Source organism: Roseospirillum parvum (assembly GCF_900100455.1).
GTDB lineage: Bacteria > Pseudomonadota > Alphaproteobacteria > Rhodospirillales > Rhodospirillaceae > Roseospirillum > Roseospirillum parvum.
In genome coordinates this window covers 72,314-96,048 of sequence record NZ_FNCV01000004.1, presented here as the reverse complement: position 1 = coordinate 96,048, position 23,735 = coordinate 72,314, and the positions used below count along the sequence as shown (strand labels likewise).

General features: G+C 68.9%; 24 protein-coding genes, 1 tRNA gene and 1 other RNA gene. 18 read left to right on the top strand and 8 right to left on the bottom strand.

Annotated elements, in window-relative coordinates; genetic code table 11:
• The first annotated feature begins 103 nt into the window (after positions 1-103).
• Complete coding sequence (locus BLR95_RS07380; protein ID WP_245689345.1) at positions 104-1,198, top strand: hypothetical protein; 1,095 nt, start codon at positions 104-106, stop codon at positions 1,196-1,198.
• 321 nt (positions 1,199-1,519) lie between these two features.
• Here the strand turns inward: BLR95_RS07380 and thyX are convergent, their stop codons facing one another.
• A complete protein-coding gene (gene thyX / locus BLR95_RS07375; RefSeq protein ID WP_092617719.1) occupies positions 1,520-2,464 on the bottom strand; it encodes an FAD-dependent thymidylate synthase in 945 nt (314 codons plus the stop codon).
• 49 nt (positions 2,465-2,513) lie between these two features.
• Between thyX and ssrA the strand changes: the two genes are divergently transcribed.
• The 9 genes from ssrA (at position 2,514) to BLR95_RS07330 (ending at position 8,880) form a co-directional block, all read left to right on the top strand.
• Positions 2,514-2,844, top strand: a transfer-messenger RNA (tmRNA) gene (ssrA, locus tag BLR95_RS07370).
• A gap of 205 nt (positions 2,845-3,049) precedes the next feature.
• Positions 3,050-3,688 carry an SspB family protein gene (locus tag BLR95_RS07365; RefSeq protein WP_245689343.1) on the top strand — a complete coding sequence of 213 codons (639 nt, stop codon included), beginning with the start codon at positions 3,050-3,052 and terminating at the stop codon, positions 3,686-3,688.
• Positions 3,689-3,839: 151 nt separating this feature from the next.
• Positions 3,840-4,736, top strand: a complete 897-nt coding sequence (locus tag BLR95_RS07360) for an ABC transporter ATP-binding protein (protein WP_092617716.1) — start codon at positions 3,840-3,842, stop codon at positions 4,734-4,736.
• Positions 4,737-5,396, top strand: coding sequence for a hypothetical protein (locus tag BLR95_RS07355; RefSeq protein ID WP_092617711.1), 660 nt, complete (start codon positions 4,737-4,739; stop codon positions 5,394-5,396).
• 1 nt (position 5,397) lies between these two features.
• A complete protein-coding gene (locus tag BLR95_RS07350; protein ID WP_092617708.1) occupies positions 5,398-6,687 on the top strand; it encodes a DUF4857 domain-containing protein in 1,290 nt (429 codons plus the stop codon).
• 343 nt (positions 6,688-7,030) lie between these two features.
• Positions 7,031-7,288 (top strand): YjhX family toxin, encoded by a 258-nt coding sequence (locus BLR95_RS07345; protein WP_092617706.1) that lies wholly within the window; start codon positions 7,031-7,033, stop codon positions 7,286-7,288.
• Between the two features lie 14 nt (positions 7,289-7,302).
• Positions 7,303-7,839 (top strand): GNAT family N-acetyltransferase, encoded by a 537-nt coding sequence (locus tag BLR95_RS07340; RefSeq protein ID WP_218119511.1) that lies wholly within the window; start codon positions 7,303-7,305, stop codon positions 7,837-7,839.
• Between the two features lie 277 nt (positions 7,840-8,116).
• A complete protein-coding gene (locus BLR95_RS07335; RefSeq protein ID WP_092618306.1) occupies positions 8,117-8,311 on the top strand; it encodes a type II toxin-antitoxin system HicA family toxin in 195 nt (64 codons plus the stop codon).
• A gap of 89 nt (positions 8,312-8,400) precedes the next feature.
• The gene (locus tag BLR95_RS07330) at positions 8,401-8,880 is read left to right on the top strand and encodes a type II toxin-antitoxin system HicB family antitoxin (RefSeq protein WP_092617704.1); all 480 of its coding nucleotides are present in this window, start codon (positions 8,401-8,403) and stop codon (positions 8,878-8,880) included.
• A 192-nt stretch (positions 8,881-9,072) separates the two neighbouring features.
• Here BLR95_RS07330 and BLR95_RS07325 read toward each other — a convergent pair.
• Together BLR95_RS07325 and BLR95_RS07320 are read right to left on the bottom strand one after the other, a co-directional pair.
• Positions 9,073-9,147 (bottom strand) — tRNA-Val (locus BLR95_RS07325).
• 118 nt (positions 9,148-9,265) lie between these two features.
• Positions 9,266-9,874: a biotin transporter BioY gene (locus tag BLR95_RS07320; RefSeq protein ID WP_092617701.1), complete on the bottom strand. Its 609-nt coding sequence runs from the start codon at positions 9,872-9,874 to the stop codon at positions 9,266-9,268.
• 228 nt (positions 9,875-10,102) lie between these two features.
• Between BLR95_RS07320 and BLR95_RS07315 the strand changes: the two genes are divergently transcribed.
• From BLR95_RS07315 to BLR95_RS07300, 4 genes are all read left to right on the top strand, one after another.
• Entirely contained in the window at positions 10,103-10,900 is a 798-nt protein-coding gene (locus BLR95_RS07315; RefSeq protein WP_092617698.1) for a FecR family protein, read from the top strand.
• 17 nt (positions 10,901-10,917) lie between these two features.
• Entirely contained in the window at positions 10,918-11,673 is a 756-nt protein-coding gene (locus BLR95_RS07310) for a hypothetical protein (protein ID WP_092617695.1), read from the top strand.
• 402 nt (positions 11,674-12,075) lie between these two features.
• A complete protein-coding gene (locus BLR95_RS07305) occupies positions 12,076-12,711 on the top strand; it encodes a hypothetical protein (protein WP_218119510.1) in 636 nt (211 codons plus the stop codon).
• A 237-nt stretch (positions 12,712-12,948) separates the two neighbouring features.
• Positions 12,949-15,057, top strand: coding sequence for a bacteriohemerythrin (locus BLR95_RS07300; protein WP_092617692.1), 2,109 nt, complete (start codon positions 12,949-12,951; stop codon positions 15,055-15,057).
• 106 nt (positions 15,058-15,163) lie between these two features.
• On the opposite strand, the gene gabD is transcribed toward BLR95_RS07300, so the two are convergent.
• Positions 15,164-16,627: an NADP-dependent succinate-semialdehyde dehydrogenase gene (gene gabD / locus BLR95_RS07295; protein WP_092617690.1), complete on the bottom strand. Its 1,464-nt coding sequence runs from the start codon at positions 16,625-16,627 to the stop codon at positions 15,164-15,166.
• Between the two features lie 114 nt (positions 16,628-16,741).
• Between gabD and BLR95_RS07290 the strand changes: the two genes are divergently transcribed.
• From BLR95_RS07290 to BLR95_RS07280, 3 genes are all read left to right on the top strand, one after another.
• Positions 16,742-17,071, top strand: a complete 330-nt coding sequence (locus tag BLR95_RS07290) for a DUF1491 family protein (protein ID WP_176787703.1) — start codon at positions 16,742-16,744, stop codon at positions 17,069-17,071.
• A gap of 115 nt (positions 17,072-17,186) precedes the next feature.
• Positions 17,187-18,635: an HD domain-containing protein gene (locus tag BLR95_RS07285; protein ID WP_092617684.1), complete on the top strand. Its 1,449-nt coding sequence runs from the start codon at positions 17,187-17,189 to the stop codon at positions 18,633-18,635.
• A complete protein-coding gene (locus BLR95_RS07280; protein WP_092617681.1) occupies positions 18,632-19,168 on the top strand; it encodes a hypothetical protein in 537 nt (178 codons plus the stop codon). Before BLR95_RS07285 ends, BLR95_RS07280 begins: the two co-directional genes overlap by 4 nt.
• Positions 19,169-19,302: 134 nt before the next feature.
• On the opposite strand, the gene BLR95_RS07275 is transcribed toward BLR95_RS07280, so the two are convergent.
• Together BLR95_RS07275 and BLR95_RS07270 are read right to left on the bottom strand one after the other, a co-directional pair.
• Entirely contained in the window at positions 19,303-19,695 is a 393-nt protein-coding gene (locus BLR95_RS07275) for a DUF6858 family protein (protein ID WP_092617679.1), read from the bottom strand.
• A 131-nt stretch (positions 19,696-19,826) separates the two neighbouring features.
• Positions 19,827-20,516 carry a cytochrome b/b6 domain-containing protein gene (locus BLR95_RS07270; RefSeq protein WP_092617676.1) on the bottom strand — a complete coding sequence of 230 codons (690 nt, stop codon included), beginning with the start codon at positions 20,514-20,516 and terminating at the stop codon, positions 19,827-19,829.
• A gap of 348 nt (positions 20,517-20,864) precedes the next feature.
• Here BLR95_RS07270 and BLR95_RS07265 point away from each other — a divergent pair, with 348 nt between their 5' ends.
• Complete coding sequence (locus BLR95_RS07265) at positions 20,865-21,743, top strand: hypothetical protein (protein ID WP_092617673.1); 879 nt, start codon at positions 20,865-20,867, stop codon at positions 21,741-21,743.
• 258 nt (positions 21,744-22,001) lie between these two features.
• On the opposite strand, the gene BLR95_RS07260 is transcribed toward BLR95_RS07265, so the two are convergent.
• Both BLR95_RS07260 and BLR95_RS07255 read right to left on the bottom strand, forming a co-directional pair.
• On the bottom strand, positions 22,002-22,811 hold the full coding sequence (locus BLR95_RS07260) for an ABC transporter permease (RefSeq protein WP_092617670.1): 810 nt from the start codon (positions 22,809-22,811) through the stop codon (positions 22,002-22,004).
• On the bottom strand, positions 22,808-23,674 hold the full coding sequence (locus BLR95_RS07255) for an ABC transporter ATP-binding protein (protein ID WP_092617667.1): 867 nt from the start codon (positions 23,672-23,674) through the stop codon (positions 22,808-22,810). Before BLR95_RS07255 ends, BLR95_RS07260 begins: the two co-directional genes overlap by 4 nt.
• Between the last annotated feature and the right edge of the window lie 61 nt (positions 23,675-23,735).

The following is a 23,735-nucleotide window of genomic DNA, read 5'->3' as shown; positions in this document are numbered from 1 at the left end:
TCCGCTCGGGTGTCTCTGCTCAGGGGTCTGTGATAGGCTGCGCCCGTCGGCGCCAAACGGCGCCACCATACACCACCAAAGGATCAGGGAAACGCCGCCGACCATGGCTTCCTCCCCGTCGCCCGACATCGTCGCCCCGCCGGCTGATGGCCCCACCGGTGGCCCCACCGCCGGCCCCAAGGTCGCGGTGCGCGATTCCGACATGGACGCGCTGCACATCCTGCCGCTGGCCATCATGCCGATCCAAACCCCGGCCCTGCGCCCGGCCCGGCTGATCAAGAACGTGCGCCTGGAATCGGTGATCGAGCTGTTCTCGGAAGAGCGCACCGGCTCGGGCCAGTTGGCGGTGGAGGACCTGCCCAAGGCGTTCGACTGGCCGGAGGGCAAGCCCCACCCGGACCTGATCATGCTGCGCCGGCTGGCCCTGCTGCCGACCTACGACGTCTACTCGCTGCGCATCTTCCTGCGCGAGCTGGAGCTGCCGACGAGCGCCGAGTTGAAGCTCTCCCAGGCCAAGAACCGCGAGCTGACCGAGTACATGAAGGCCTTCACCGGGCCGCTGATCATGCAGATCTACGGCGACGACGACATCAGCGTGCAGAACTTCGACGACATCGTCGGCCTGTTCCGCGACCCCGATGTGAAAAAGGCCCGTGAGAAGCTGCAACGCATGGCCGACCGCCTGGAAATCAACCTGAGCGACGTGCCCAAGTTCCTCGAGGACTACGGCGACATCTTCCTGTCGCTGAGCTACTTCCGCCAGTGCCTGGACAAGGTGGAGCCGCTGATCGACGAGTTCCTGGACGGCCTGAGCATCCTGCGCACCAACTACCAGATGAAGAACGACGCCGGCCTGATGGCCACCTGCGACCGCATCCAGAGCACCATCAACGAGGTGGCGGCCGACATCACCGGCCGCTTCGAGAACTTCGACCGCTCGACCACCGCCATGTGGGACAGCATCTCGGCCGAGCGCTTCCGCAAGGTGCAGGACCTGATCGCCAGCTATCACACCCACATCGGCAGCGTGCTGTGCAGCCTGACCGTGAAGATGGACACCTACCGCCGCATGTTCCCGACCAAGGACGCCGGCGGCCCGGTGCGCCGGGCCGAGTTCCTGATGAGCGAAATGCGCCAGGGCATCGAGAAGATCAAGGCCATGGAGGACCGGGGCCCCATGCTGGCCGCCCTGCAATAGGCGCGCGACAGGGACGCGCGGAAAAAACCACGCCCACATAAATAAAGAGACGGCCGGCGCGGGGAAGCGGATCGCGCCGACCGTCTCGGTCACCAAACTAGGCGGCAGCCGCCTGGGGTACACGGATGGGGGAGCGGCTGCCTGGCCGGCACCTCGGGGACGTGGACCGCGCCAGGAGAGGGGATGGGCGGCCCGGTGCCGGACCCTCTCCTTGTCGCCGCCAATTGTGGCGCCCAGCGGCGCCACATTGTGGCAATCTCGTGGTGGCGCCGGTTCTCGGCGACCCAGTTTGCGGCGAACTGGTTCTCAGCGACCCAGTTCTCAGCGATCCAGCGCGGCCATCAGTTCGCGCCATTCGCGGGCCGACAGGCCGCTGTCGGGCTGCTCGACCGCCTCGCCGGCCAGCAGGCGGCGGACCACCTGCATGTCCTTGGCCGACAGGCTGGTGCCGCCCAGGCGATAGTCGCGGAAGGCCTCCACGGTCAGCGGCACCCACTTTTCCACCAGATCGAGGATCGTCTCGGCGTAGAGGCGGATTTCCAACTGGGCGTGGTGGTCGGCGCGCAGGGCCAGGAAGTGCAGCAGGTTGTGCAGGTCCACCTTCCAGTACCACTGGGTATAGGTGTTGAGGGTCAGGTTCATGCGGGCCAGCTCGCGCGCCAGCCCCTGGCGGTCGGGATCAAGGGGGGCGCCGTCCGAATCGACGTTCAGCATGTCCTCGTAGTTGGCGTAGGTGCGCGCCGCGTCGTCCTTCAGGATGGCCAGCACGCGCTCGGCCTCGGCGCCGGCCAGGGCCTCGCCGCGCCCCTGGTGGTTGGCGCTCGACTGGGCCGCCAGGTGATCCGGGTGGGGGATGTAGACCTCGCGGTCGAGCACCGAATAGCGGGCCGAGATTTCGTTCAGGCTGGCCGTGCGGTGGCGCACCCACTGGCGGGCGATGAAAATGGGCAGCTTCACGTGCAGCTTGATCTCGCACATCTCGAACGGCGAGGTGTGGCGGTGGCGCATCAGGTAGCGGATCAGCCCGCGGTCCTGGCTGACCTGCCGCGTGCCCTTGCCGTAGGAGACCCGGGCCGCCTGCACGATGGCGGCGTCGTCGCCCATGTAGTCGATGACCCGCACGAAGCCGTGGTCGAGCACCGGATGGGCCTCGTAGAGCACCTCTTCAAGGGCCGGCACGGTGGCCCGGCGGGTCGGCGTGCTGGCGGCTTTCAGGCGGGCGATCTCGTCCTGCTGCTCGGGCGTCAGGGAAGGGTGCGGGGGCATCGGCGGGCGGGTCCGGCTGGCTCTGGGAAACGGGGCCCGACACCATAAGCCCTTTGCGCCGGACCGGGAAGGCTCCTATATTGTTGGGGTCGGCTTGCCGACTATGGCGCTAAACCCCTTGCGGAATAAGCGTAGTGGACCCGGGGGCAGTGCCCGGCGCCTCCACCAATTCCCGCCCCGGCCCGGCAGTGCCGGCGGGGCGGGCTCATGGGGGCGAAACAGGATCGACACGCGTGGTAAAGGCTTGGGCTGTTCCCGGCATGGTTCCGCCGTTATCGGGCCGTTACTACAAGTGCCAACGACAATGACATGGCGCTCGCTGCCGCCTAAACATCGGTAAGCGCGGTTCGGAGGGCACCGGGCAACAGAAGCCCTCCACTTATCCCATCCGCGTTCGGGGCCGGTTGATCGCAGATAAGGCGGTTGCCCAGAGCAAGGCGGTCGCCCATAGCAAGACGGTTGCCCATTGCCGCCGCTTGCGCCATCATCGGGACGGCCGCGACGGGGCGACCGGCATAAGATTGCGGGCACCCGCGACACCCCTGTTTCGCCCTCTGATCCATCCCACGGCGGGGACTTTTCAGCGTGTTGAGCGACCACATCGACGGTTTCTCCTACGAACGCATGGTCGAGGACGCCTTGCGTGGTGTGCTGCGCGAGGCCCTGATGGTCACCGCGCGCCAGGGGCTGCCCGGCCAGCATCACTTCTACATCACCTTCCTGACCGGCCATTCGGACGTGGACATCCCGCCCGAGCTCAAGGCCGGCCATCCGGAAGAGATGACCATCGTGCTCCAGAACAAGTTCTGGGACCTTGATGTGAACGAGCTGGGCTTCGCCGTCACCTTGAGCTTCAACCAGCTCAACAAGCGTCTGGTGGTGCCCTTCGCGGCGGTCACCGCGTTCGCCGACCCGCACGCCAAGTTCGGCCTGCAGTTCCACGCCGAGGGCGCCGAGGGCTGGGACGACGAGGACGACGACGCCACCGCCGACGCCACCGCCGGCGCCACCGCCGACCTGGGCGACGACGAGGCGATGCGCGCCATCTCGCAGGAAGACATCAACCAGCTTTTGGCCTTCGACCGCCCGGCCGCCCCGCGCCGCGAGCGCGCCGCCGCCACCCCGGGCGCGGGAGAGGCGGACGCCGACTCCGCCGACTCCGAGGGCAGCAACGTGGTCACCCTGGACGCCTTCCGCCACCACGGCAACTCCGGCAAGAAGTAGCGCCAGAGCGGGCGCCGACCCCGCCCGAGGGCAGACCAATCCTTGAACCCGGGACGCGGTTGCGCAGGGAACGGCTTGACGGCCGGCCGGGCGGCGGCGATGCTTGTATCGCTTCTGATACTCACTCGCAAGATCGCGCCGCCCCCTCCCCATGACCGATGACATCGCCATCCGCGTCGATGGCCTGACCCACCGCTACGGCCGCCGGGTCATCCACCACAACCTCAGCTTCGACGTCCACCGGGGCGGCATTTTCGGGCTGCTCGGCAAGAACGGCGTCGGCAAGACCACGCTGATCAAGCTGCTGATGGGCTTCCTGCGCCCCAGCGCCGGGCGCTGTTCGGTGCTGGGGGCGCCCTCGCACGCCCTGCCGCCCGACACCCGGCGGCGCATCGGCCTGGTCTTCGAGGGCCATCTGGCCTACGAGTTCATGACCATCCGCCAGACCGAGCGGTTCTTCAGCGGCTTCTACCCGGCCTGGCGGGGCGACGTCTTCCACGACCTGATCGAGCGCCTGGGCCTGTCGCCCGATCACCGCATCGGCCGCATGTCGGAGGGCCAGCGCTCGCAGGTGGTGCTGGCCGTGGTCATGGCCCAGGACCCCGAGCTGCTCATCCTGGACGACTACACCATGGGTCTGGACGCCGGCTATCGCCGCCTGTTCCTGGACTATCTGGTCCACTACGCGCGCCAGGGCGGCAAGACCGTGCTGGTCACCTCGCACGTGGTCCAGGACATGGAACGGCTGGTCGACGAGGTGATCTTCCTGCGGCGCGGCGGCGAGGTACTGGCCACCTCGCTGTCGGCCTTCATGGGCGACTTCCGGCACTACCGCCTGCCGCCCACCCCCGGCGCCCCGCCGCCGGCCGCCGACGGGGTGCTGCACAACGTCGAGGCGGCGCCCGATGGCACCCTCATGGTCTACGCCTTCCACGGGCCCGAGCGGGTGGCCCAGGCGCTGGGCGCCCAGGGCCAGCGGGTGGCCGGCCTGACCGCCTGCCCGATGAGCCTGGAAGACGCCTTCGTCGGCTACACGGGAACCTACTGAATGGTGCTGTTCAAGGAATGGATCAAGCTCAGGGGTTGGCTGCTTCTGCTGCTGCTCGGCCATGCGGTGTTTGCCGCCTATCTGTTCCTGTCGCTCAGGCACCAGTTCCGGGTTGAGCATCCGGAAATGCTGTTCTATCAGGCCGGGCGCATCGGCCGCCTGTTCTACGACGATCTGCGCTACCTGCCGCTGGCCAGCGGGCTGCTGCTGGGGCTGGCCCAGTTCCTGCCGGAGATGACCAAGGGCCGGCTGCGCCTGGCCCTGCACCTGCCGGTCGGGCTGGGCCGCATGATCCTGAGCCATCTGGCGGTCGGGCTGGGGGCGCTGGGGCTGCTGTTGGGGCTCGACCTGGTGGCCCTGGGGCTGAGTGTGGGCACCTTCTTCCCCGCCCCCTTCGTGAGCAGCGCCCTGACCACCGCCCTGCCCTGGATGCTGGCCGGGGTGGCCGGCTATCTGGGCATGGCCCTGATCCTGCTGGAGCCGGAGCGGCGCTTCCAGGTGGTCAACGCGCTGGTCGCCGGCGGGGTGGTCTGGCTGTGCCATCTGTCGCCGCGCTTCGGGGCCTATGACCACGCCCTGCCCGGGCTCGCCCTGCTGGTCGCCCTGATGGTGCCGGCCGCCCTGCTGCCGGCCCGCCGCTTCCGCGACGGCGGGGTGTGAGATGACGACCGCGTTCGCCCGCCTGTCCCTGGCCCTGCTGGTCACCGTCCTGGCCGCCATCGCCCTGCCCCGCCTGACCGAGATGGTGGTGGGCGTCGAGACGGCCCGCACCCACCTGCTGTACAGCCCGGTGCGGCGCGACTTCATCCACCGCGAGCATCGCGGCGAGCACAACTTCACCTACGGCCTGGAGAGCGGCGAAACCTTCGACCGCCAGACCTACGAAACCCTGCTGCCCTTCATCTACTACCGCAACATGGAGATCCGGGGCCGCCTGCCGGTGGAGCTGGAGGGCCAGAGCTTCGACAAGGCGGCCATCCGGGCGGCCTTGCAGGTGTTCGAGCTGAAGCCCCGCGAGCTGCCCGGGCAGGCGCCCCAAATCCCGGTCTATCCGCTGATCGAGGCCAACCCCGGCGAGGCCCGGCTGACCTTCCCCGAGGATGTCTTCGTGCCCACGGAAAGCGGGCTGCGCTTCCTAAACGTGGACACCAACCGCCCGCTGCCCGCCCTGGGCGCCGCCGTCACCCGGGCGCTGACCGATGCCGGGCTGCGCTTTCCCCTGAAGCTGATCGAGGGCAAGCCGACCATCCTCAAGCCGCGCGACGAGGGCTATTTCCTGGTCGGCGCCGAGGGCACGGTGGTCCACCTGAAGCGGCTCGACGGGGCGCCGGTGGCGGTGCGCACCGGCATCGGCGCGGCGCTGAAGGCCCGGGGCACGGCGGTGCGCGCCCTCAAGCTCTCCGAGACCACCGATCCCGATTACTACGGCCTGCTGCTGGCCGAGGACGGCGGCATGTTCCTGGTCGGCTACCCGGACTACCGGCTGACCGCCCTGCCCCACCAGGGTTATGAGCCGGCGCGCATGGACTACAAGGTGGTCCTGCGGCCGCTCTACCCGACCGTGGTGTGGAGCGACGACGCCACGGTGACCGCCGTGGCGCTCGACAGCGCTTGGCGCGAGGTGGCGCGCACCACCCGGACCATGCCCGATGCCGCCGAGATCGGGCTGGCCGGGCTGGCGGCGTGGCTGTTCCCCTTGCGCCTGGAGCTGGGCATGGCCGACAGCGGCTATCTCTCCTGGCGGCTGGCGACCCCGGACCGCCGCGCCCTGGCCGGCAGCGCCGGATCACTGGTCGGGCTGCTCGCCCTGTGGGCCTGGCGCTGGCGCCGCCGGGGCGAGCCGGTACACCCGAGGCGCGACGGCCTCGACCTCGCCCTGACCCTGCTCGCCGGCCCCCCCGGCCTGCTCGCCGCCGCCACCGTGCCCAAGCCGGCGGCGCGGGAAGGGTGACGAACGCCCCCCATTGACTCCCCGCCCCCCCAGGCGCACAGTGCCCCCGTTCGCACCCCGGGAATGGTCCCCGGGGGCGACCGAGCCTGGGTGTTTTATGTCAGAGCTTGCGGGCTAGCCGCCGAGGGCCTCGTGTCCCCATGAGGCCGCGCTTTCGCACCGGAATGAGAGAATGATCGCCCCCAGGGGCGTGACCGTTCCCGTGCGCGTCGGGCCGGATCGCGGCGCGATCCGACCGCCCCCTGGTTGCCGAGCAGAGCCCCGCCATCAAGCTGAAGCGCCGCGCGCGCCGGTCTGATCGCGCCCTGCCCTGGCAACCTGTGACGCAGGTTCCGATCCTCCGATGAACATCTCCAAGCCGGAGCAGCGCGTCCTGCACGTGCTGGCTCAGGGCGGGTGCATCCGCCATCTGCGCGGCCCCGGCGGCCGCGTCTTCCACGTCCAATGCATCACCCGCGACGGCCTCACCCTGGCCGATTGCGACCTCACCGTTTTCAAACGGCTGAAAGCCAAGCGGCTGATCGGCTCGCAGGAGGGCCGGCCCTACCGCATTTCGCGGCAGGGGCGGCTGGCCGTGCGCGCCCAGCCCGACAATCGCTGAAAAGGACTTTTCCCATGATCATCCGCGAGATGACCGATTCCGACCTTGGGGCCGTGCTCGAGGTGGAACGCCGCGCCTTCGAGTCCAAGACCGAAGCCGACCTGACCCGCGACCTGCTGGCCGATCCCTCGGCGGCGCCCCGCCTGTCGCTGGTCGCCCTCGAAGGCGGCCGGATCGTCGGCCACGCCCTGTTCACCCAGGCCTCGGTGAGCGGCAGCCCGCCGCGCCCGCGGGCCTCGGTGCTGGCCCCGCTGGCCGTGGTGCCGGAGGCCCAGCGCCAGGGCATCGGCGCGGCCCTGATGCACAGCGGCCTGCGCCGGCTGGCCGAGCAGGGGATCGAGCTGGTCTTCCTGGTCGGCCATGTGGCCTACTATCCGCGCTTCGGCTTCCGCCCGGCGGCGCCGCTGGGCTTCGTCGCCCCGCTGGCGATCCCGCCCGAGCACGCCGACGCCTGGATGGTCTGCCCCCTGCGCCCCGGAGCGGCCGACGCCGCCTCGGGCCCGGTCGCCTGGGCCGACACCTTCCACCGCCCCGAATACGCCGCCGGCTGAGGCCGCCGGGCATTCCGTGGTGTAGTCCGTGGCATGGCACGAAAATGGGGTTGGCCAAAATTGGCCAACCCCTTGATTTCACTGGTGGGCGCGGCTGGATTGAACCGGCGCCCCCTACGATGTCAACGTCGTGCTCTCCGGCCGACCATCGGCCAGATCGTCGCGCCCCCGACCACTGCCCCCTTCCCCCGCCGAGGCAGGACACTCATGTCCTTCTTCCTTGCGAAAAGGACAGATGTGTCCTACGCTCTCCTTGTCGACAACCCGGGAGAAGGAGATGAACACAAGCCAGTTTCTGCGATGGCTCCGCAGCCAGGGGATCATCGTCCACCCCAGCCACGGCAAAGGCGGACACAGGACCCTGGAGAACCCCGCCAATGGACGGACCTCGATGATCCCCACCCACGGCGGTCGCAAGCAACTCGGCACCGGGTTGATGGCGAAGATAAAGAAGGACCTGGGGCTCGATTGAGCCCCGGGTTCACCCGGAGCCCCACGGAAACCCGACCTGATGTTGATCCCGACTCCCGCAGACAAATCGCCAAGGAGAGAGAATGGATCATGACCGAATTTCCAGCGTGGCCGGTCCGCCCCACGGCGGACGATAACGGCACCTGGCTCATCACCAGCCGGGACCTGCCCGAGGTGACCAGCTTCGTGGAAACCCCCACCCCCCTCGATGGAGCCGAGGGAACCGAGGCCCTGGTGGCGGTGGCGCGCGACGCCATCGCCACCGCCCTGGCCTTCCGCCTGGATCGGGGCGAGGACATTCCCGTCCCGTCGCCGATCCAGGACGGGGAAGTGGCCGTCCGGATGCCCCTGTTGGCCGACATGAAACTGGCGATCCGCCGGGAGATGAAGGCACAGGGGTTGACCCAGACGGCCCTGGCCGAGCGCATGAAGGCCGACCCGCGTCAGGTGCGCCGACTGCTTGATCTCCACCACGCCACCCCGGTGGCCGGGCTGGAGGCGGCGGCCGACGCCCTGGACATGGCCCGACGCTCACCCTTCGTGCCCAGGCGCGAAGCCGAGGCGGCCTGAGTCACCACCGACACCACCCTCGAAGGAGAGGCCGGGGCCAACACCCCGGCCTCTTTGCTGTCGGCGCGTCATCCCGCCGCTCTTCCGACCCGCGCCGCCTGGACACGACCAGGAGCCGACCAAACAAAACGGCGACCAACGCCATCGCGTTGATCGCCGCTCGTAAAATCCGAGCCTTGGCAGGCTCTTGAATGGTGGGCGCGGCTGGGATTGAACCAGCGACCCCTACGATGTCAACGTAGTGCTCTCCCGCTGAGCTACGCGCCCTTTTGGAAGGGTTCCCGGCGGCCGTTTCCGGGAAGGTGTCGGCCGCCGAGGGGTGACCTTTTATCGCCGGCGCCGGGCTTTGGCAAGAGCCGATCGCACCCGGTTGGCCGGCTGATGTTCAGCGCTTCAGCAGCTTCCAGGCCAGCGGCAGGCAGGCGGCGGCCAGCGCGATCTTCAGCGCCGCGCCGGGCAGGAAGGGCACCACGCCGGCGGTGAAGGCGCTCTCGGCGCCGATCAGGGCGCTCAGCCACAGGAAGCCGCAGCCGAAGATCACCGCCGTGCCCAGGGCGTTGGCGGCCAGCGTGGTCAGCACGCCGCGATCCCAGCCGGCCTCACCCAGGCGGCCGACCAGCCCGGCGGCCAGCACGAAGCCGACCAGATAACCGCCGGTCGGCCCGGCCATGTAGGCCAGACCCAGGCCGCGCTCCGGGGTGCCGGCGAAGATCGGCAGGCCCAGCGCGCCCTCGGCCAGATAAAGCAGCACGGTGGCCATGCCCAGGCGCCAGCCCAGGCTCATGCCCAGCACCAGCACGGCGAAGGTCTGCATGGTCATCGGCACCGGCCAGAAGGGCACCTGCACCTTGGCCGACAGGGTCAAGAGCAGCGAGCCGGCGAAGGCCAGCAGCAGGGCCCGGCCCAGACGGGCGGCACGGGTTTCGGCGACCGGCCACAGGGTGCCGGCCAGGGTGGGGGCCAGGGTGGGCGCCAGGGCGGAAGCGGAGGTCATCGGGCGGTCTCTCCAGGATTCTTGGTCAAACGAGGACTGGCGGCCCGGCAGGCCGCTCTCGGCGGCAGAATACCGAGCCACCCGACCGCTGGCGAGGGAAAATCGCCGGTCCCGCCAGGAGGATGGCGCACCCCCCTTTGAACCGTCGCCCCGCCCTTCCCACGTTGAGGGAAGAGCATCCGCTGCCCGTCACCCGACCGCCACCACCCGATCCGGGGAGGGTTTCCCATGCGCCTGCGCCCTGTTTCGCTTGCCTCGGCCGTGGTCGCCGGGCTGATCGCCGCTCCCCCGTCCGCCACCGCCCAGAATCCCGGCGAGAATCCCGGCGAGAATCCCGGCCAGCCGGTCGGCACCGCCACCCTGTCGGTCAACCGGGTCGAGCAAGACAGCGCCGGCCAAAGCGCCCCGCTGCCCGAGGGTGCCCCGGTGTTGTTCCAGGCCCGGCTGCGCACCGGCCCGGCCAGCGCCAACCAGGACGCCCTGGCCGACGGCACCACCCTGACCCTGGGGCCCGAGGCCGAGGTGCGGCTCGACAGCTTCGTCTTCGATCCCGACACCAACGCCGGCGGCGCCACCCTGACCCTGGTCTCCGGCGCCCTGCGCTGGGCCTCCGGCAGCATGGCGGCGGGCAGCTACCATCTGGGCACGGCCAACGCCGCGATCGGCATTCGCGGCACCAGTCTGGTCCTTGCCCGCACCCCGGCCGGGCAGACGGTGGCCTTTGTCGAGGACGGCGCCATCGCGCTGGCCGGCACCGAGGGGCCGCCGGTCGAGGTGCCGGCCGGTCAGGCGGGGCTGGTCGAGACCGACGGGCGGGCGCGGCTGGTCGGGGCCTTGTCCGGTCCGGCGGCGGCGACGGTCAGCGGTCTGTATGGCGCCCTGGCCACCCTGACCCCGACCGCCGCCACCCTGCCGGCGCCGCTGGCCAGCGCCCTGGCCGCCCGGGCGGAAACGGTGCGGGCCCGCGCCAGGACCACGCCGGCGGCCAGCGATCCGGCCGACTTCGGCGGCGACGGCCGCTACTGATCGAAAGAGCCACCACCATGATGCCCACCCCCACCCTGCTGCGCCACGCCCTGGCCGGCCTTGTCGTCCTCGCCCTCGCCGCCTGCCAGACCACCCCGGCCAGCCAGGACCCGGCGCCGGCCACCCCCCTCACCGGCCCCTCGGTCAGCCTGCTGGGCGAGTCCTTCCCCCTGCCCCCGGGGAGTTGGGAAGACGTGGCGCGCGGCGAGATCCGGGTTCCCGGCAGGCACACCGCGCCCCAGCACTATCGGGTGCTGGTCAGCCGGGTGGGCGGGGTGATCGACCGCGCCGTGGTGGTCTGGGGGCAGGTCAAGACCGGCCGGTGGGCCCGCCACTGGTCCGGCTTCCAGGGCTGCCTGACCACCGACGATCCGGCGGTCCATCGGGCCGAGGTGGGCGAGAACTACACCGGCGGCGCCTACATCACCGGGGTGCGGCTGGACTGCTGGCACCTGCGCACGCTCAGCCTGGGACTGGCCGGCGATCCCCACCCCATGATCGCCGATCTGGCCGCCTGGGCCGAGGCCGAGGGGGCCTACCTGCCGCTGGCCATGCTCGGGGCGCGCTACGCCGTGAAGCGCCACGAGGACCGCCGGGCCTACGTGGAATACCTGTTCAACCCGGACCTGCTGTACCCCCACGCCACCGCCTGGACGGCCGCCGACTGGACTCGGGCCGAGGTCGCCGACGACCCCGGCAAACAGGCCCTGGTCGAGACCCTGGGCGCGTGGGCCGCAGCCTGGCACGCCCGCATCCACGCCCCGGGGGCCTGAAGCCGCGCGGCGAATCGCATAGGTTGAAAGCGCCCGCCGACTGCCCCACCTCGAGAATCGATGGCAGGCAGCCCGGCTTGCGCCCGCTGGAGCGCCCTTCCCGGCCGAGACACCGGGCGGGCCGTGAGTCCGGGGCTGGCCTGCCCGACAGGCTGACGCTGAACGGCGTGCAGATGCGCGTGGCGAGCGCTCGCCTTGCGCGCAAAAGGCTTCGCGCCCCGCAGAAATCCCGAGAAGCGCGCACTTCTGGGCAGGCAGGCAATTTTCTGCAATAATCGACCGCACCATAAGGCCGTTGAGCATAATGAACACCAACAAGCCCCAGCGCCGGGAGGACCCATGCCAGAAACGAGCAAATCGGGCAGAAGAGCAGAATCCGCCGCCTGGGCACGACTGTCCCGAGTGATCTTTCTCCGCGGCATGGTTCTCTGCGCCATGGTCTTCGCCCTGGGGGGCATGCTGCCCCCAACAGCGGCGGCCCAGGCCCCAGAGTCCAGCCCCTCCGGCGCCCCCGACCCGCAGCGCCTTATCAACCAGGAACTGATCGCCGAAGTCCGCGACTGGCTGAGCGCCGAAACCGTGTTCCTGGTGCTGGAGGCGCGGAACGCCGAACACGCCAACATCGGACAGGCGGAAATCGACGCCCTCGACCAGCAATGGCGGGCCGAGCGGGAAAGCGACGACCAGCCGCTGATCGCCGCCGTGCTCAACGGCCCGCTATCCACCTACCTGACCCAGATCCAGGCCGCCTCGCTGGGCCTGTTCTCGGAAATCTTCGTGGTCGACACGAAGGGCCTGAACGCCGGGCAAAGCGCCATCACCTCGGACTACTGGCAGGGTGACGAGGCCAAGTTCCAGAACACCTTCCCGGTCGGCCCGGACGCCGTGTTCATCGACGAGGCCGAACTTCACGAAGGCTCGCGGACCTGGCGGGCCCAGCTCAACCTGACCATCGCGCGCGACCAGCAGGCGGTCGGCGCGGCCACCGTCGAGATCAACCTGACCGAGCTGGCGCGGCGGCGCGCGCTGGGCCTGTAGGGCGGGGTGGGTCAGTCGCGTGACCCACGCAAAGCGCCTCGGATTCTGGATGTTGCCGCAAATCGTCGTCGCGATCCGGTCCGGATCGCTCGGGATTTGAGACTTTGATAGTGCCGCAAATCGTCGTCGCGATCCGGTCCGGATCGCTCGGGATTTGCTCTTGATGTTGCCGCAAATCGTCGTCGCGATCCGTTCCGGATCGCTCGGGATTTGCTCCAGCGGCAAAGGGAAGTCAGCATGTCGTTTCTCAACAACCTTCAGATCTCCCGCAAGATCGCGCTGGCCTTTGCCGCCGTTCTGCTGACCATCGCCCTGGCCGGCGCCGCCATCCTGTCGGCCGTCACCATGATGCGCGACGCCGACCGCCGATTCGCCCGCATCGAGGCCTTCGACGCCGCAAGCAGCGAATATCACGCACGGCTGAGCGACGCCCAGGAGTCGCTGCAACTTTTCATCTCCACCGCCGATCGACAGAACCTCGCCGACTACGAACAGGCGATCGCCGGGTTGGACGGCATGGGCCCCGACCTGCAAACCCTGACCACCGGAGAGCCCGAACTGAAGAGCGGCGTCGAGGCCGTGCTGCAGGCCCAGGCGGCGTGGCGCGGCGATGTGGCGGCGGTCGAGATCGAGCTGATGCGCCACTACCTGACGGTCAACCAGGCGCGGGCCTTCAGCGTTTCCCCGCTGCCCCAGCAGCGCAAGACCGCCCTCAAGGACGCCTTCGCGGGTCTGGCCGAGGTCCGCGACCGGCTGGTCAAGCAGGTCTCCGCCCGGCGCGGCGAGGCCATGGACACCCTGTTCATCGCCGTCATCTCCAGCAGCGCCGTGGCGCTGGCGCTGGCCCTGGTCTTCGGCTTCCTGTTGACGCGCGCCATCGCCGGACCGATCCGGCTGATGAACAGCCGCATGCTGAGCCTGGCCGACGGCGACTTGACCGTCGACATCCCCGGCGGCGAGCGGCGCGACGAGATCGGCGCCATGGCCAAGGCGGTCGAGGTCTTCAAGCAGGGCATGATCCAGGCCCGCCAACTGTCCGAGGCCCAGGAGTTGGCGCAGGCCGAGAAGGAGCGCGAGCAGGCCGCCCTGCGCGGCTACATCCAGAGCTTCGAGGGCACCGTGCTCGGCGTGCTCGATGGCCTGACCCACGCCGAACAGATGCTGGGCGACATCGCCGAGCAGGTCGACCACTCGGCCGGCGACGTCAAGGGCAAGGCGCGCGCCGCCGCCGGGTCGGCCGAGGGCGCCTCGCAGAACGTGGAAACCATGGCCGCCACGTCCGAGGAATTGTCCTCCTCGATCCAGGAAATCAGCCGCCGGGTGGCCGAAGCCAATTCGGTGGCCAGTCAGGCGGTGACCGAGACCAACCAGACCACCGGCGACATCCGCACCCTGGAGCAGGCGGTGATCAAGATCGGCGAGATCGTCAGCCTGATCACCGGCATCGCCGACCAGACCAACCTTCTGGCCCTGAACGCCACCATCGAGGCGGCGCGGGCCGGCGACGCCGGCAAGGGCTTCGCCGTGGTCGCCGGCGAGGTGAAGAACCTGGCCAACCAGACGGCCAAGGCAACCGGCGAGATCGCCGCCCAGATCGGTCAGGTGCAGGATGCCACCACCGGCGCCGTCGAGGCCATGGAGCGCATCGCCAAGGTGATCGAGAACGTCAACGAGATCAGCTCCAGCATCGCCGCCGCGGTGGAGGAACAAAGCGCCGCCACCGGCGAGATCGCCCGCAGCGCCGACGAAGCCGCCCGCAGCACCCAGGAGGTGACCAGCGTCATGTCCGACCTGACCGCGGCGGCCGACGCCTCCGGCGCCTCGGCCACCGACATCGCCAACTCCTCGGCTGAGTTGTCACGCCAGTCGGCGTTGCTGAAGGACGAGGTGCGCACCTTCCTGCAACGGGTGCGGGCCGACCAGCAGGGTCAGGGCAGCGACACCCTGGTGGCCTGGGACAAGAAGCTGGCCTCCGGCATCTCCAGCATCGACCGGGAGCACAAGAACATCCTGAAGCTGACCAACGAGGTCTATCGTCAGGTGAGATCGGGCAAGGAGCGCGGCAAGCTGGAAGCCGCGTTCACGGAACTGCGGCGCTACACCGCCGAGCACTTCGACGACGAGCAGATGTACATGGAACGCTATGGCTATCCTGGCCTCAAGGAGCACAAGCGCCAGCACCAGGCCTTCATCCAGCGCCTGGACAGCCTCTATCAGACCTATCAGGAAGGCGGCGAGAGCGCCGGCGTGGATCTGATGGCGCTGCTCGGTTCCTGGTGGCGCCGCCACATCGCCGGCGAGGACGCCAAGATGGCCGAGTTCCTGAAGAAGCAGGGGGTCGACTGACCCCCCGCCGCCCGGCTCTCCCCGCCGGAAAAACCAGGGCCCGGCCGCGCCAACGACGCGACCGGGCCCTGCGTGTCTCATGCCGGGTCGGGGCCGGAAGCCGACCTCAGATGCCGCCCATGCACAGGTACTTGATCTCGACGAAGTCCTCGATGCCGTACTTCGAGCCCTCGCGGCCGATGCCGCTTTCCTTGACCCCGCCGAAGGGCGCCACCTCGGTCGAGATGATGCCCTCGTTGATGCCGACGATGCCGTACTCCAGCCCCTCCGAGACCCGCCACACGCGGCCCACGTCGCGGGCGTAGAAGTAGGCGGCCAGCCCGAACTCGGTGTCGTTGGCCAGACGGATCGCCTCGGCCTCGTCGGTGAAGCGGTAGAGCGGCGCCACCGGGCCGAAAATCTCCTCGCGCGAGACCCGCATCTCGGGCGTCACCCCGGTCAGGATGGTCGGCTCGTAGAAGGTGCCGCCCAGGGCGTGGCGCTGGCCGCCGCAGGCCACCTTGGCGCCCTTGCCAACGGCGTCGCCGACCAGCTCCTCGACCTTGGCCAGGGCGCTTTCATCGATCAGCGGACCCTGCTGGGTGTCGCCGCCCAGGCCGGGGCCGACCTTGAGCTGGCCCACCGCCTGGGCCAGCTTGGCGGCGAAGGCGTCGTAGACCCCGTCCTGGATCAGCAGACGGTTGGCGCAGACGCAGGTCTGCCCGGTGTTGCGGTACTTGCTGGCGATGGCGCCGGCCACCGCGGCATCCAGGTCGGCGTCGTCGAAGACGATGAACGGCGCGTTGCCGCCCAACTCCATGCTGGTCTTCTTCACCGTGCCGGCGCACTGCTCCAGCAGCACCTTGCCGATCTCGGTGGAGCCGGTGAAGGTCAGCTTGCGCACCGTGGGGTTCGAGGTCATCTCGCCGCCGATGGCGCTGGCCGAGCCGGTCAGCACGTTGATCACCCCCTTGGGCACGCCGGCCCGCTCGGCCAGCACGGCGAGCGCCAGGGCCGACAGCGGGGTCTGGCTGGCCGGCTTGATGACCACCGGGCAGCCGGCGGCCAGGGCCGGGGCGCACTTTCTGGTGATCATGGCGTTGGGGAAGTTCCACGGGGTGATCGCCGCGACCACGCCGATCGGCTGCTTGATGACCACGATCCGCTTGTCCGGGGCGTGGCCGGGGATGGTGTCGCCGTAAAGGCGCTTGGCCTCCTCGGCGAACCATTCGATGAAGTTGGCGCCGTAGGCCACCTCGCCGCGGGCCTCGGCCAGCGGCTTGCCCTGCTCGGCGGTCATGATGGTGGCCAGATCTTCCTGTGCCGCCATCACCAGATCGAACCAGCGGCGCAGGATGTTGGCCCGCTCCTTGGCCGTCTTGGCGCGCCAGGCCGGCCAGGCGGCATCGGCGGCGGCGATGGCCCGCGCGGTCTCGGCGGCGCCCATCTTGGGCACCTGGGCCAGTACCGAGCCATCGGCCGGGTTGGTCACCTCGATGGTGGCCCCGCTGTCGGCCCCCACCCAGGCGCCATCGATCAGGCAGCGGGTTTCGAGCAGCGCGGGATCGTTCAGCGGCAGCGCGGCGGTCATGGTGGGCCTCCTTGAATTCCAGGGTCGATGGCTGGGACTATAGGGCCCCGCCCCCGGCCCTGCCAACCCGCGCCCCGGCCTCCATACCCACATTCATCGCCCGGACATACCGCCATGCCCCGCCTGACCACTTCCCTGCGCGTCGCCGCCGCCGTCCGTCAGGCCACCGCCTGGGGCGCCTGGGCCGGCGTGGTGCGCAAGGGCGACGCCGACGCCGGGGCGATCCTGCTCTGCCTCAACCGCCTGGACGGCAGCCACGCCCTGCTCGCCGAAAGCCGCGACGCCGAGGGCACCCTGGGCTGGCACCCGCTGGGCGCCGGAACGCCGCTGGACGCCCAGGGCCTGGCCGCCGCCATCGAGCGCCAACTGTCCTACGACCCCGACCTGTGGGTGGTCGAGATGGAGGACAAACAGGGCCGGAACCCGTTTTGTGGGGAGGGGTGAGGTTGGGCCAACGATGAATAGATGCTTGCTGATAGAACCACGCTTTTATCGCGATTCGAAAAATGCTACAAACTGAGCACTACATATTGTACCCTTAGCCGATGGGGAACTGAATATGCCGCAGGTGGCCAAGCCGCAACGCATCCGCGACCCCCTGCATGACCTTATCACGTTCGGCAGCGACCAATTCCAGCAGACGCTTTGGTCAGTGATCCAGACGGAGCCATTCCAAAGGCTGCGCAGGGTCCGACAACTGGGATTCTCGGAGTTCACATTTCCCGGCGCCACTCACACCCGGTTCGCGCACAGCCTGGGTGCCTTCCACACGGCCCGCAGGTTGATGGAAATCATTAAGGCGCACCTTGAGAGCACCCATCGACAAGTCAAGAACCACCAAGCCGATGTCGCCGTGGCGGCGGCCCTGGTCCACGATGTGGGACATGGCATGATGAGCCACGCGTTCGAGAAAATCGGAAAGCGCTTCGACCTCGCCCTGGCGGATCACGAGGAGGTGGGGCGTCGTGTCATCCAGGAAACCGAAATCGCCAAAGCCTTTGAGGAAATGGGCAGCGGATTTGCCAATGATGTTGCGGAATTGATCGGGCGAAAGGGGCCTGGAAATCTCTACGACGCGGTTGTCTCAAGCCAGTTCGACGCGGATCGGTTGGACTACATGCGCCGCGACAGCCTGATGACCGGGGTGCGCAACAGCCTGATCGATTTTGAGTGGCTGATGGCCAACCTCGAGGTCAACGAGGTGAAAGCGGTCGAGGATGAGGTGCCCGTTGGGGAGATCGAAACCTTCGTGCTGGGTCCGAAAGCCACGCAAGCAGCAGAGAATTACGTTCTCTCTTTGTTTCACCTTTACACCAGTGTATACTTCCACAAGGCGACACGCGGGGCCGAAGCGGTGTTCACCGAGTTAATGGCCCGTCTGATGACGTTGATCCAGGCCGATCACACGACAAAAACCGGTCTGCATGAGGCGCACCCGTTTGTCCGCTTCGCCCAGGAACCAACCTGCCTGGACCGGGCCCTGAAGCTTGACGACACGGTGTTCTGGGGTGCCCTGCCGATGCTGCGCAGTGCAACTGACGAGGAGGTAGCCCGGCTCGCTGAAATGCTGCTACACCGCCGCTTGCCGTGTTGCCGCGACGTGCGGCTGGAATTGGAGCGCAAAAAGCCACCGCACATGGCCATGACCAAACAGGAGCGGGATGACCAGCGGCGTTGGCTGACCGCCAGACAGGCACACATCAGTGAACGGATCGAAGAGTGGAATGCCGAGGATGGGGCAAAGGTTCCCCGCTTGATGGTCGATAAGGACAAGCGCGATTGCTATACCCTCTTCAAACAATCGAAAGGCCCTCTCAATCAGATTCACATGCGCTCACCAGATGGCAGTGTCGTTGACATGGCCCACTACTCACCCATTGTGGCAGCTGCGGAAACATTTGAGTTTTTCCGGGTGTACGTGGACAGGGACGACCAGGAAGCCCGGGATGCCCTTGAGGCGATCATCAAGGAAGCAGTGGAAGACAGGTTTGGGGAGAAGGAGTCATGAGCGGGTCCACCAAGAAGGCTCTTAAGAACAGGACAAAGGCCGTAGCCATTGTCCGCTGCGCGGGGGGCCGTCTGGTCGGCCGCACCCGGCTGCAGAAAACCGCCTATCTGATGGAGTTGGCCGGTTACGGAGAAGGCTTCGACTTCGAATACCGCCACTACGGTCCCTACAGCGAGGACCTTTCCCAGGCCATGGAGCTGGCCGAGGCGTTCGAAATGGTTAAGGAAGAGGAAAAGCCCACCGAGTGGGGCGGCTGGTATTCCATCTATACCGTCGAGGGCGAAACGGAAACGGAAACCGAAACGGGCAAAACAAAATTCGTTCGGACTGTGTCCCAATACAACGCCATCGAGTTGGAACTGGCCGCCACCGCCGCCTACCTCAAGAAGGAAGAGGGCATCGCCGACCCGTGGGAGGAAACCCGGCGCCGAAAGCCGGAGAAGGCCACCCCCGAGCGACTGCAAGGGGCCAAGCGCATCTACCAGGAAATCCGTAGGCTGCCCGCCCCCGTGCCTTTGCCTGAAATCGCCTAATACCGACATGCGATGAGTGGACCTCATCGCATGTCGGTTTCGCTCGGGCGCCGCCAAGGACTGGCCACCGCGCCTTGCCCGCCAAGCGTTCTCTGCCAGTCAATTCATTAGCGCCCCCCCGGAATCGCCGCTCCTCAGCCCCGGCGGAAGAGGTTCTTGCACCAGCTTTCCATGGCGGTGTTGGCCACTTCCATGGGGGCTTCGAGGAAGGCGATGTGGAAGTGGTCGCCCATGTCGCAGACCCCGATGGAGCGCGGCCGCACGGCCAGCACGTGCGGGTTGGGCAGCATGCGACCGAAGCAGAACACCACATTGCGGGCGGCCTTGATCTTGGAGTCGATCTGGCCGCCGGTGTCGCGGGTGTGGGCGTAGTGGTCGAAGTCGGCGATGAAGACGACGCCCTCGGTTTCCTCGATGCGCGCCTTCAGCTCGGCGACAATGGCTTCGACGCTGTCGAAGTCGGTTTCGGCCTTCGGCAGTTCCATGTCGAAGACCGGGTACTTTTCCATCAGCAGGCTTTGCTTCACGGGCGACTCTCCGCAAGAAGGTTGGAAGGAAATCCCCCCAACCTTCCACGGCCTGCCCGAGGGCCGGCGATGAGAATGCGCAATCGCCGGCCCACATGCCTTTGGGTTGCCCTTGTGTCGCCTTTGTATCGTCAGAGGAACGAGATGACGATGATCACGGCGGCCACCCCGGCCAGGATCTTGCCGGCCAGCGGCAGCGGGGCGAAGTGGAGCTTGGCGGCCTCTTCCTTGAGGTCGAGGCGGCTCACCTTCTTCATGCCGGTCATCATCGGGTGCACCAGATCGTCCTTCTTGACCAGCAGGTAGAAGAAGGTCGAGGCGACGTGCAGGGCGATGATGAGCAGCAGCAGGTTGAACGACGTCTTGTGCCAGCTGGTCAGGCTCTCGCTGGTGCCGGTGGAGACCCAGTCGGCCAGCGGCCCCTCGAAGAACAGGAAGGTGTTCTCGCTGGCGAACAGGCCAGTGATGCCCTGGAACAGGACCAGCAGGATCATCGCCGTGGCCGACAGGGCGCCGATCGGGTTGTGGCCAATGTGGCCCACCTTGCCGGCCTTGGTTTCCTCCAGGTAGCGTTTGATGGCGGCCGGCCCGGTCAGGAAGGTGGCGAAGCGGGCAGTGGTCGAGCCGACGAAGCCCCACACCACGCGGAACACGACCAGGGTCAGGGCGCCGTAGCCGGCCCACTGGTGGATGCCCATCTCACCGTTCTCGCCGGACCACCAGAGGACGGCGATGAGGACGACCAGGGTCCAGTGAAAGAGGCGGGTGGGCAGGTCCCAGACGCGGACCTTCTCCACCACGGAACTTGCGGTATCGGACATGGCGAACGGTCACTCCTTCGGCTTCGGTCGGGGGGGGCACCGGGCGGCGGTTGCACCCGGCGACTCTTCGGGGGTAAGAAAACGGGGTGAAACGTCAAGCTGGGGGATGCCAAGCTGGGGGATGCAACGTCACCGTGGCTGGGTCACCGTGGCTGGGTCACCGTGGCTGGCGCCGGCGCTCCCTGGTGGCCCGGGGCGGCGCGGCCTGTCATTGCGAATTCGCCAGCCCGCCGTCGGGGACGGCCGGCCGGCACACCGGCATCACTTTAGCCCACGGACCGCACCCGTCTCAACCAGCCCCGCGCGGCTTACCCGCATCTCTCCAACGCCCTCACTGATCGCGCTTCGATGAGCCTTCCCGGCACCTCCCCTGGCGACCTTGTGGCCCTGCTGCCGGCGGCGGTGGTCCTGCCGCTGGGCGCCGCCATGACCGGCACCGCGCTGGCCGGGCTGGGCCTGGCCCGACTCGGCGAGCGCCTGAGCCCCGCCCGCCGCGACTGCCTGGCCGCCGGGATCGGGGTGGCGGTGGGCCTGATCGTCGGCTGGCTGGTGGCCAGCGGCGGCACTTGGCCGGCCGATCCGGCGGCGCCGCCCAAACCGCTCGACCTGACCCTGCCGCTGGGCCTGCTGGCCTGCCTCGCCGGGCTGGGTGGAGGCGTTTTCGGCCCGACGCCCTGGGGCGGGCGGCTGGCGGTCGGCGTGGTCGCCCTGGCCGGCGGCGGCGCGGCCCTGCTGGGGGGCGCCGGGGCACTGGTCGGGGGACTCCTGGTGGCCGTCTGGGCCCTGATGCTGGGCGGCGTGAGTGGCACCGCCCGCCCCCAGACACCGCCGCGCACCGGCCGCCTGACCGGTCTGCTGATCGGCCTCGGCCTGATCGCCCTGGTGCTTGCCCCGGCCGGCATCGGGGCCCACGCCGCGCTGCCCCTGGCGGCCAGCCTGCCCGCCATCCTGGGTGGTGCCCTGGGCGGCCTGCTGCCGGCCCTGGGCCGCAAGACCCCACGCCACGGCGGCGGCCTCGCCGTCCCGCTGGCCCTGGGCGCGGCGGGTCTGGCCCTGGCCCAGGCCCTGGCCCTGGAAATGCCCGCCCTGACCCCGGCCCTGGCGGTGCTCGCCTTCAGCGCCCTCGGCCCCCCGACAGCCGCCCCCAACCACCGCCTGTCCCGCCTGCTGCCCGCCCTGCCCCCCACCCTGGCCCTGCTGCTCGCCCTGATCGCCCTGGGCGGATGAGCCCGAAACGGCAAAAGCCCGGCGTGCCGTGATCGACAGCAAAGGGGCGCTGCCCCTTTGAACCCCGCTGGGGAGGCCGGGAGGCCTCCCCAGACCCCACCATGAGTCAAAACCCCACCCAGGGGGGCTTGCCCCCCTGGGTGGGGTTTTAAGTCACGGCGGGGGTCCGGGGGGGCCCCTGGTCCCCCCGGCGGGGGTCAAGGGGGCAGCGCCCCCTTGGGGCCGATCACGGCACGCCGGGCCCCTGCCGCTCCGGGCTCATTCGCCCAGGTCGAGCAGTTGGCCGCGGCGGCGGGCCGAGGTGACCATGGCCAGGAAGAAGGCGGCCGCCGCGCCCAGGTAGAGCAGGTTGAGGCCGAAGGCGGCGGCCATGTGGTGGGTGTCCACGCGGCCCTCGAACAGCACCGCGCGCATGCCTTCGAAGACGTGGGCCGGGGGGGCGGCCAGGGCGATGGCTTGCAGCCATTCGGGCAGCACCGAGATGGGGTAGTAGATGCCGCTGATCGGTCCGAAGGCGAAGACGAAGGCCCAGGCCAGGCTTTCCGCCCCCAGGCCGAAGCGCAGCAGGATGCCGGAGATGAACACGCCGATGGCCCAGCCGAACATCATCAGGCTGGCAAAGAAGGTGGCCAGCGGCCAGCCCAGGCCGAAGACGTTGAAATCATAGAAGGGGATGGCCAGCAGGGCGGCCGGCAGCACGCCGACGGTGGTGCGGACCAGGCTCATGGTCATGGTGCCGACCAGGAACTCGTAGGGCCGCAAGGGGCTGACGAACAGGTGCCCCAGGTTGCGGGACCACATTTCCTCCATGAAGCCGACCGCCTGCCCGATGTTGGCGCGGAACAGCACGTCCCACAGCAGCACCCCGGCGATCAGCACCCCGGCGGCCTGGGCCACCCACTCGGAATGGCCGACGAAGAACTTGCTGATGAAGCCCCACAGGATCATCTGCACGGTCGGCCAGTAGGCCATTTCCAGGATGCGCGGCGGCGAGCCGCGCAGCACGTAGATGTGGCGCAGGACGATGGCCAGCACGCGGCGCACCGGCAGCGGGAAGCGCTCGTTCATCGGGCGTCCTCCGGGCGGGCGGGCGGGTGCGGGTGGGCGTCTTCCTGGTCGGCCGAGCTTTCGTCGATGGCCCCGCCGGTGGCCCGGGCGATGTCGAGGAAGACCTGCTCCAGGTCGGGGCGGCGGTAGCGGGTTTTCAGCTCGGCCGGGCTGCCCCGGTCGTGGACCCGGCCACGGCGCATGATCAGCACGTCGTCGCACAGCCGCTCGACCTCGGCCATGTTGTGCGAGGCCAGGAAAATGGCCGCCCCGGTGCGCGCCCGGTAGGCCTCCAGGTGGCCCCGGATGCGATCCCCGGTATCCGGGTCGAGCGAGGCGGTGGGCTCGTCCAGCATCAGCACCTCGGGGTCGTTGATCAGCGCCTTGGCCAGGGCGACGCGGGTCTTCTGGCCAGCCGACAGGCGCCCGGTGGGACGCTTCAGCAGGTGGGCGAAGTCGAGGTCCTCGGCCAGCCGGGCGATCCGCCCGGGGATGTCCCGAAGGCCGTAGAGGTGGGCGTAGACGGTCAGGTTCTCGCGCACCGTCAGGCGGTGCGGCAGGTCGACGTAGGGCGAGGAGAAGTTCATCCGCGGCAGGGCGGCGAAACGGTCGCTCAGCATGTCGTGGCCCAGCACCTCGATGCCGCCGCTGGTCGGCAGCAAAAGGCCGAGGATGAGCGAGATGGTGGTCGTCTTGCCGGCCCCGTTGCCGCCCAGCAGGCCGACCACCGCCCCCCGGGGGACGGTGAACGAGACCCCGTCGACCGCCGTCACCGGGCCGTAGCGCTTGACCAGATCGCGCACGGCGATGGCGGCCGGGCCGGGCGGGGCCGAGGCGTCCGGGTGTGTGGGAGGGGCGCTCGGGGGAGTGTGGGGGGCGCTCATGGTTGGTCTTGGTACGCCCGCCGGGCGGGGCTTGGCAAGAGCGCCGAAGGCTCCCGGTCCC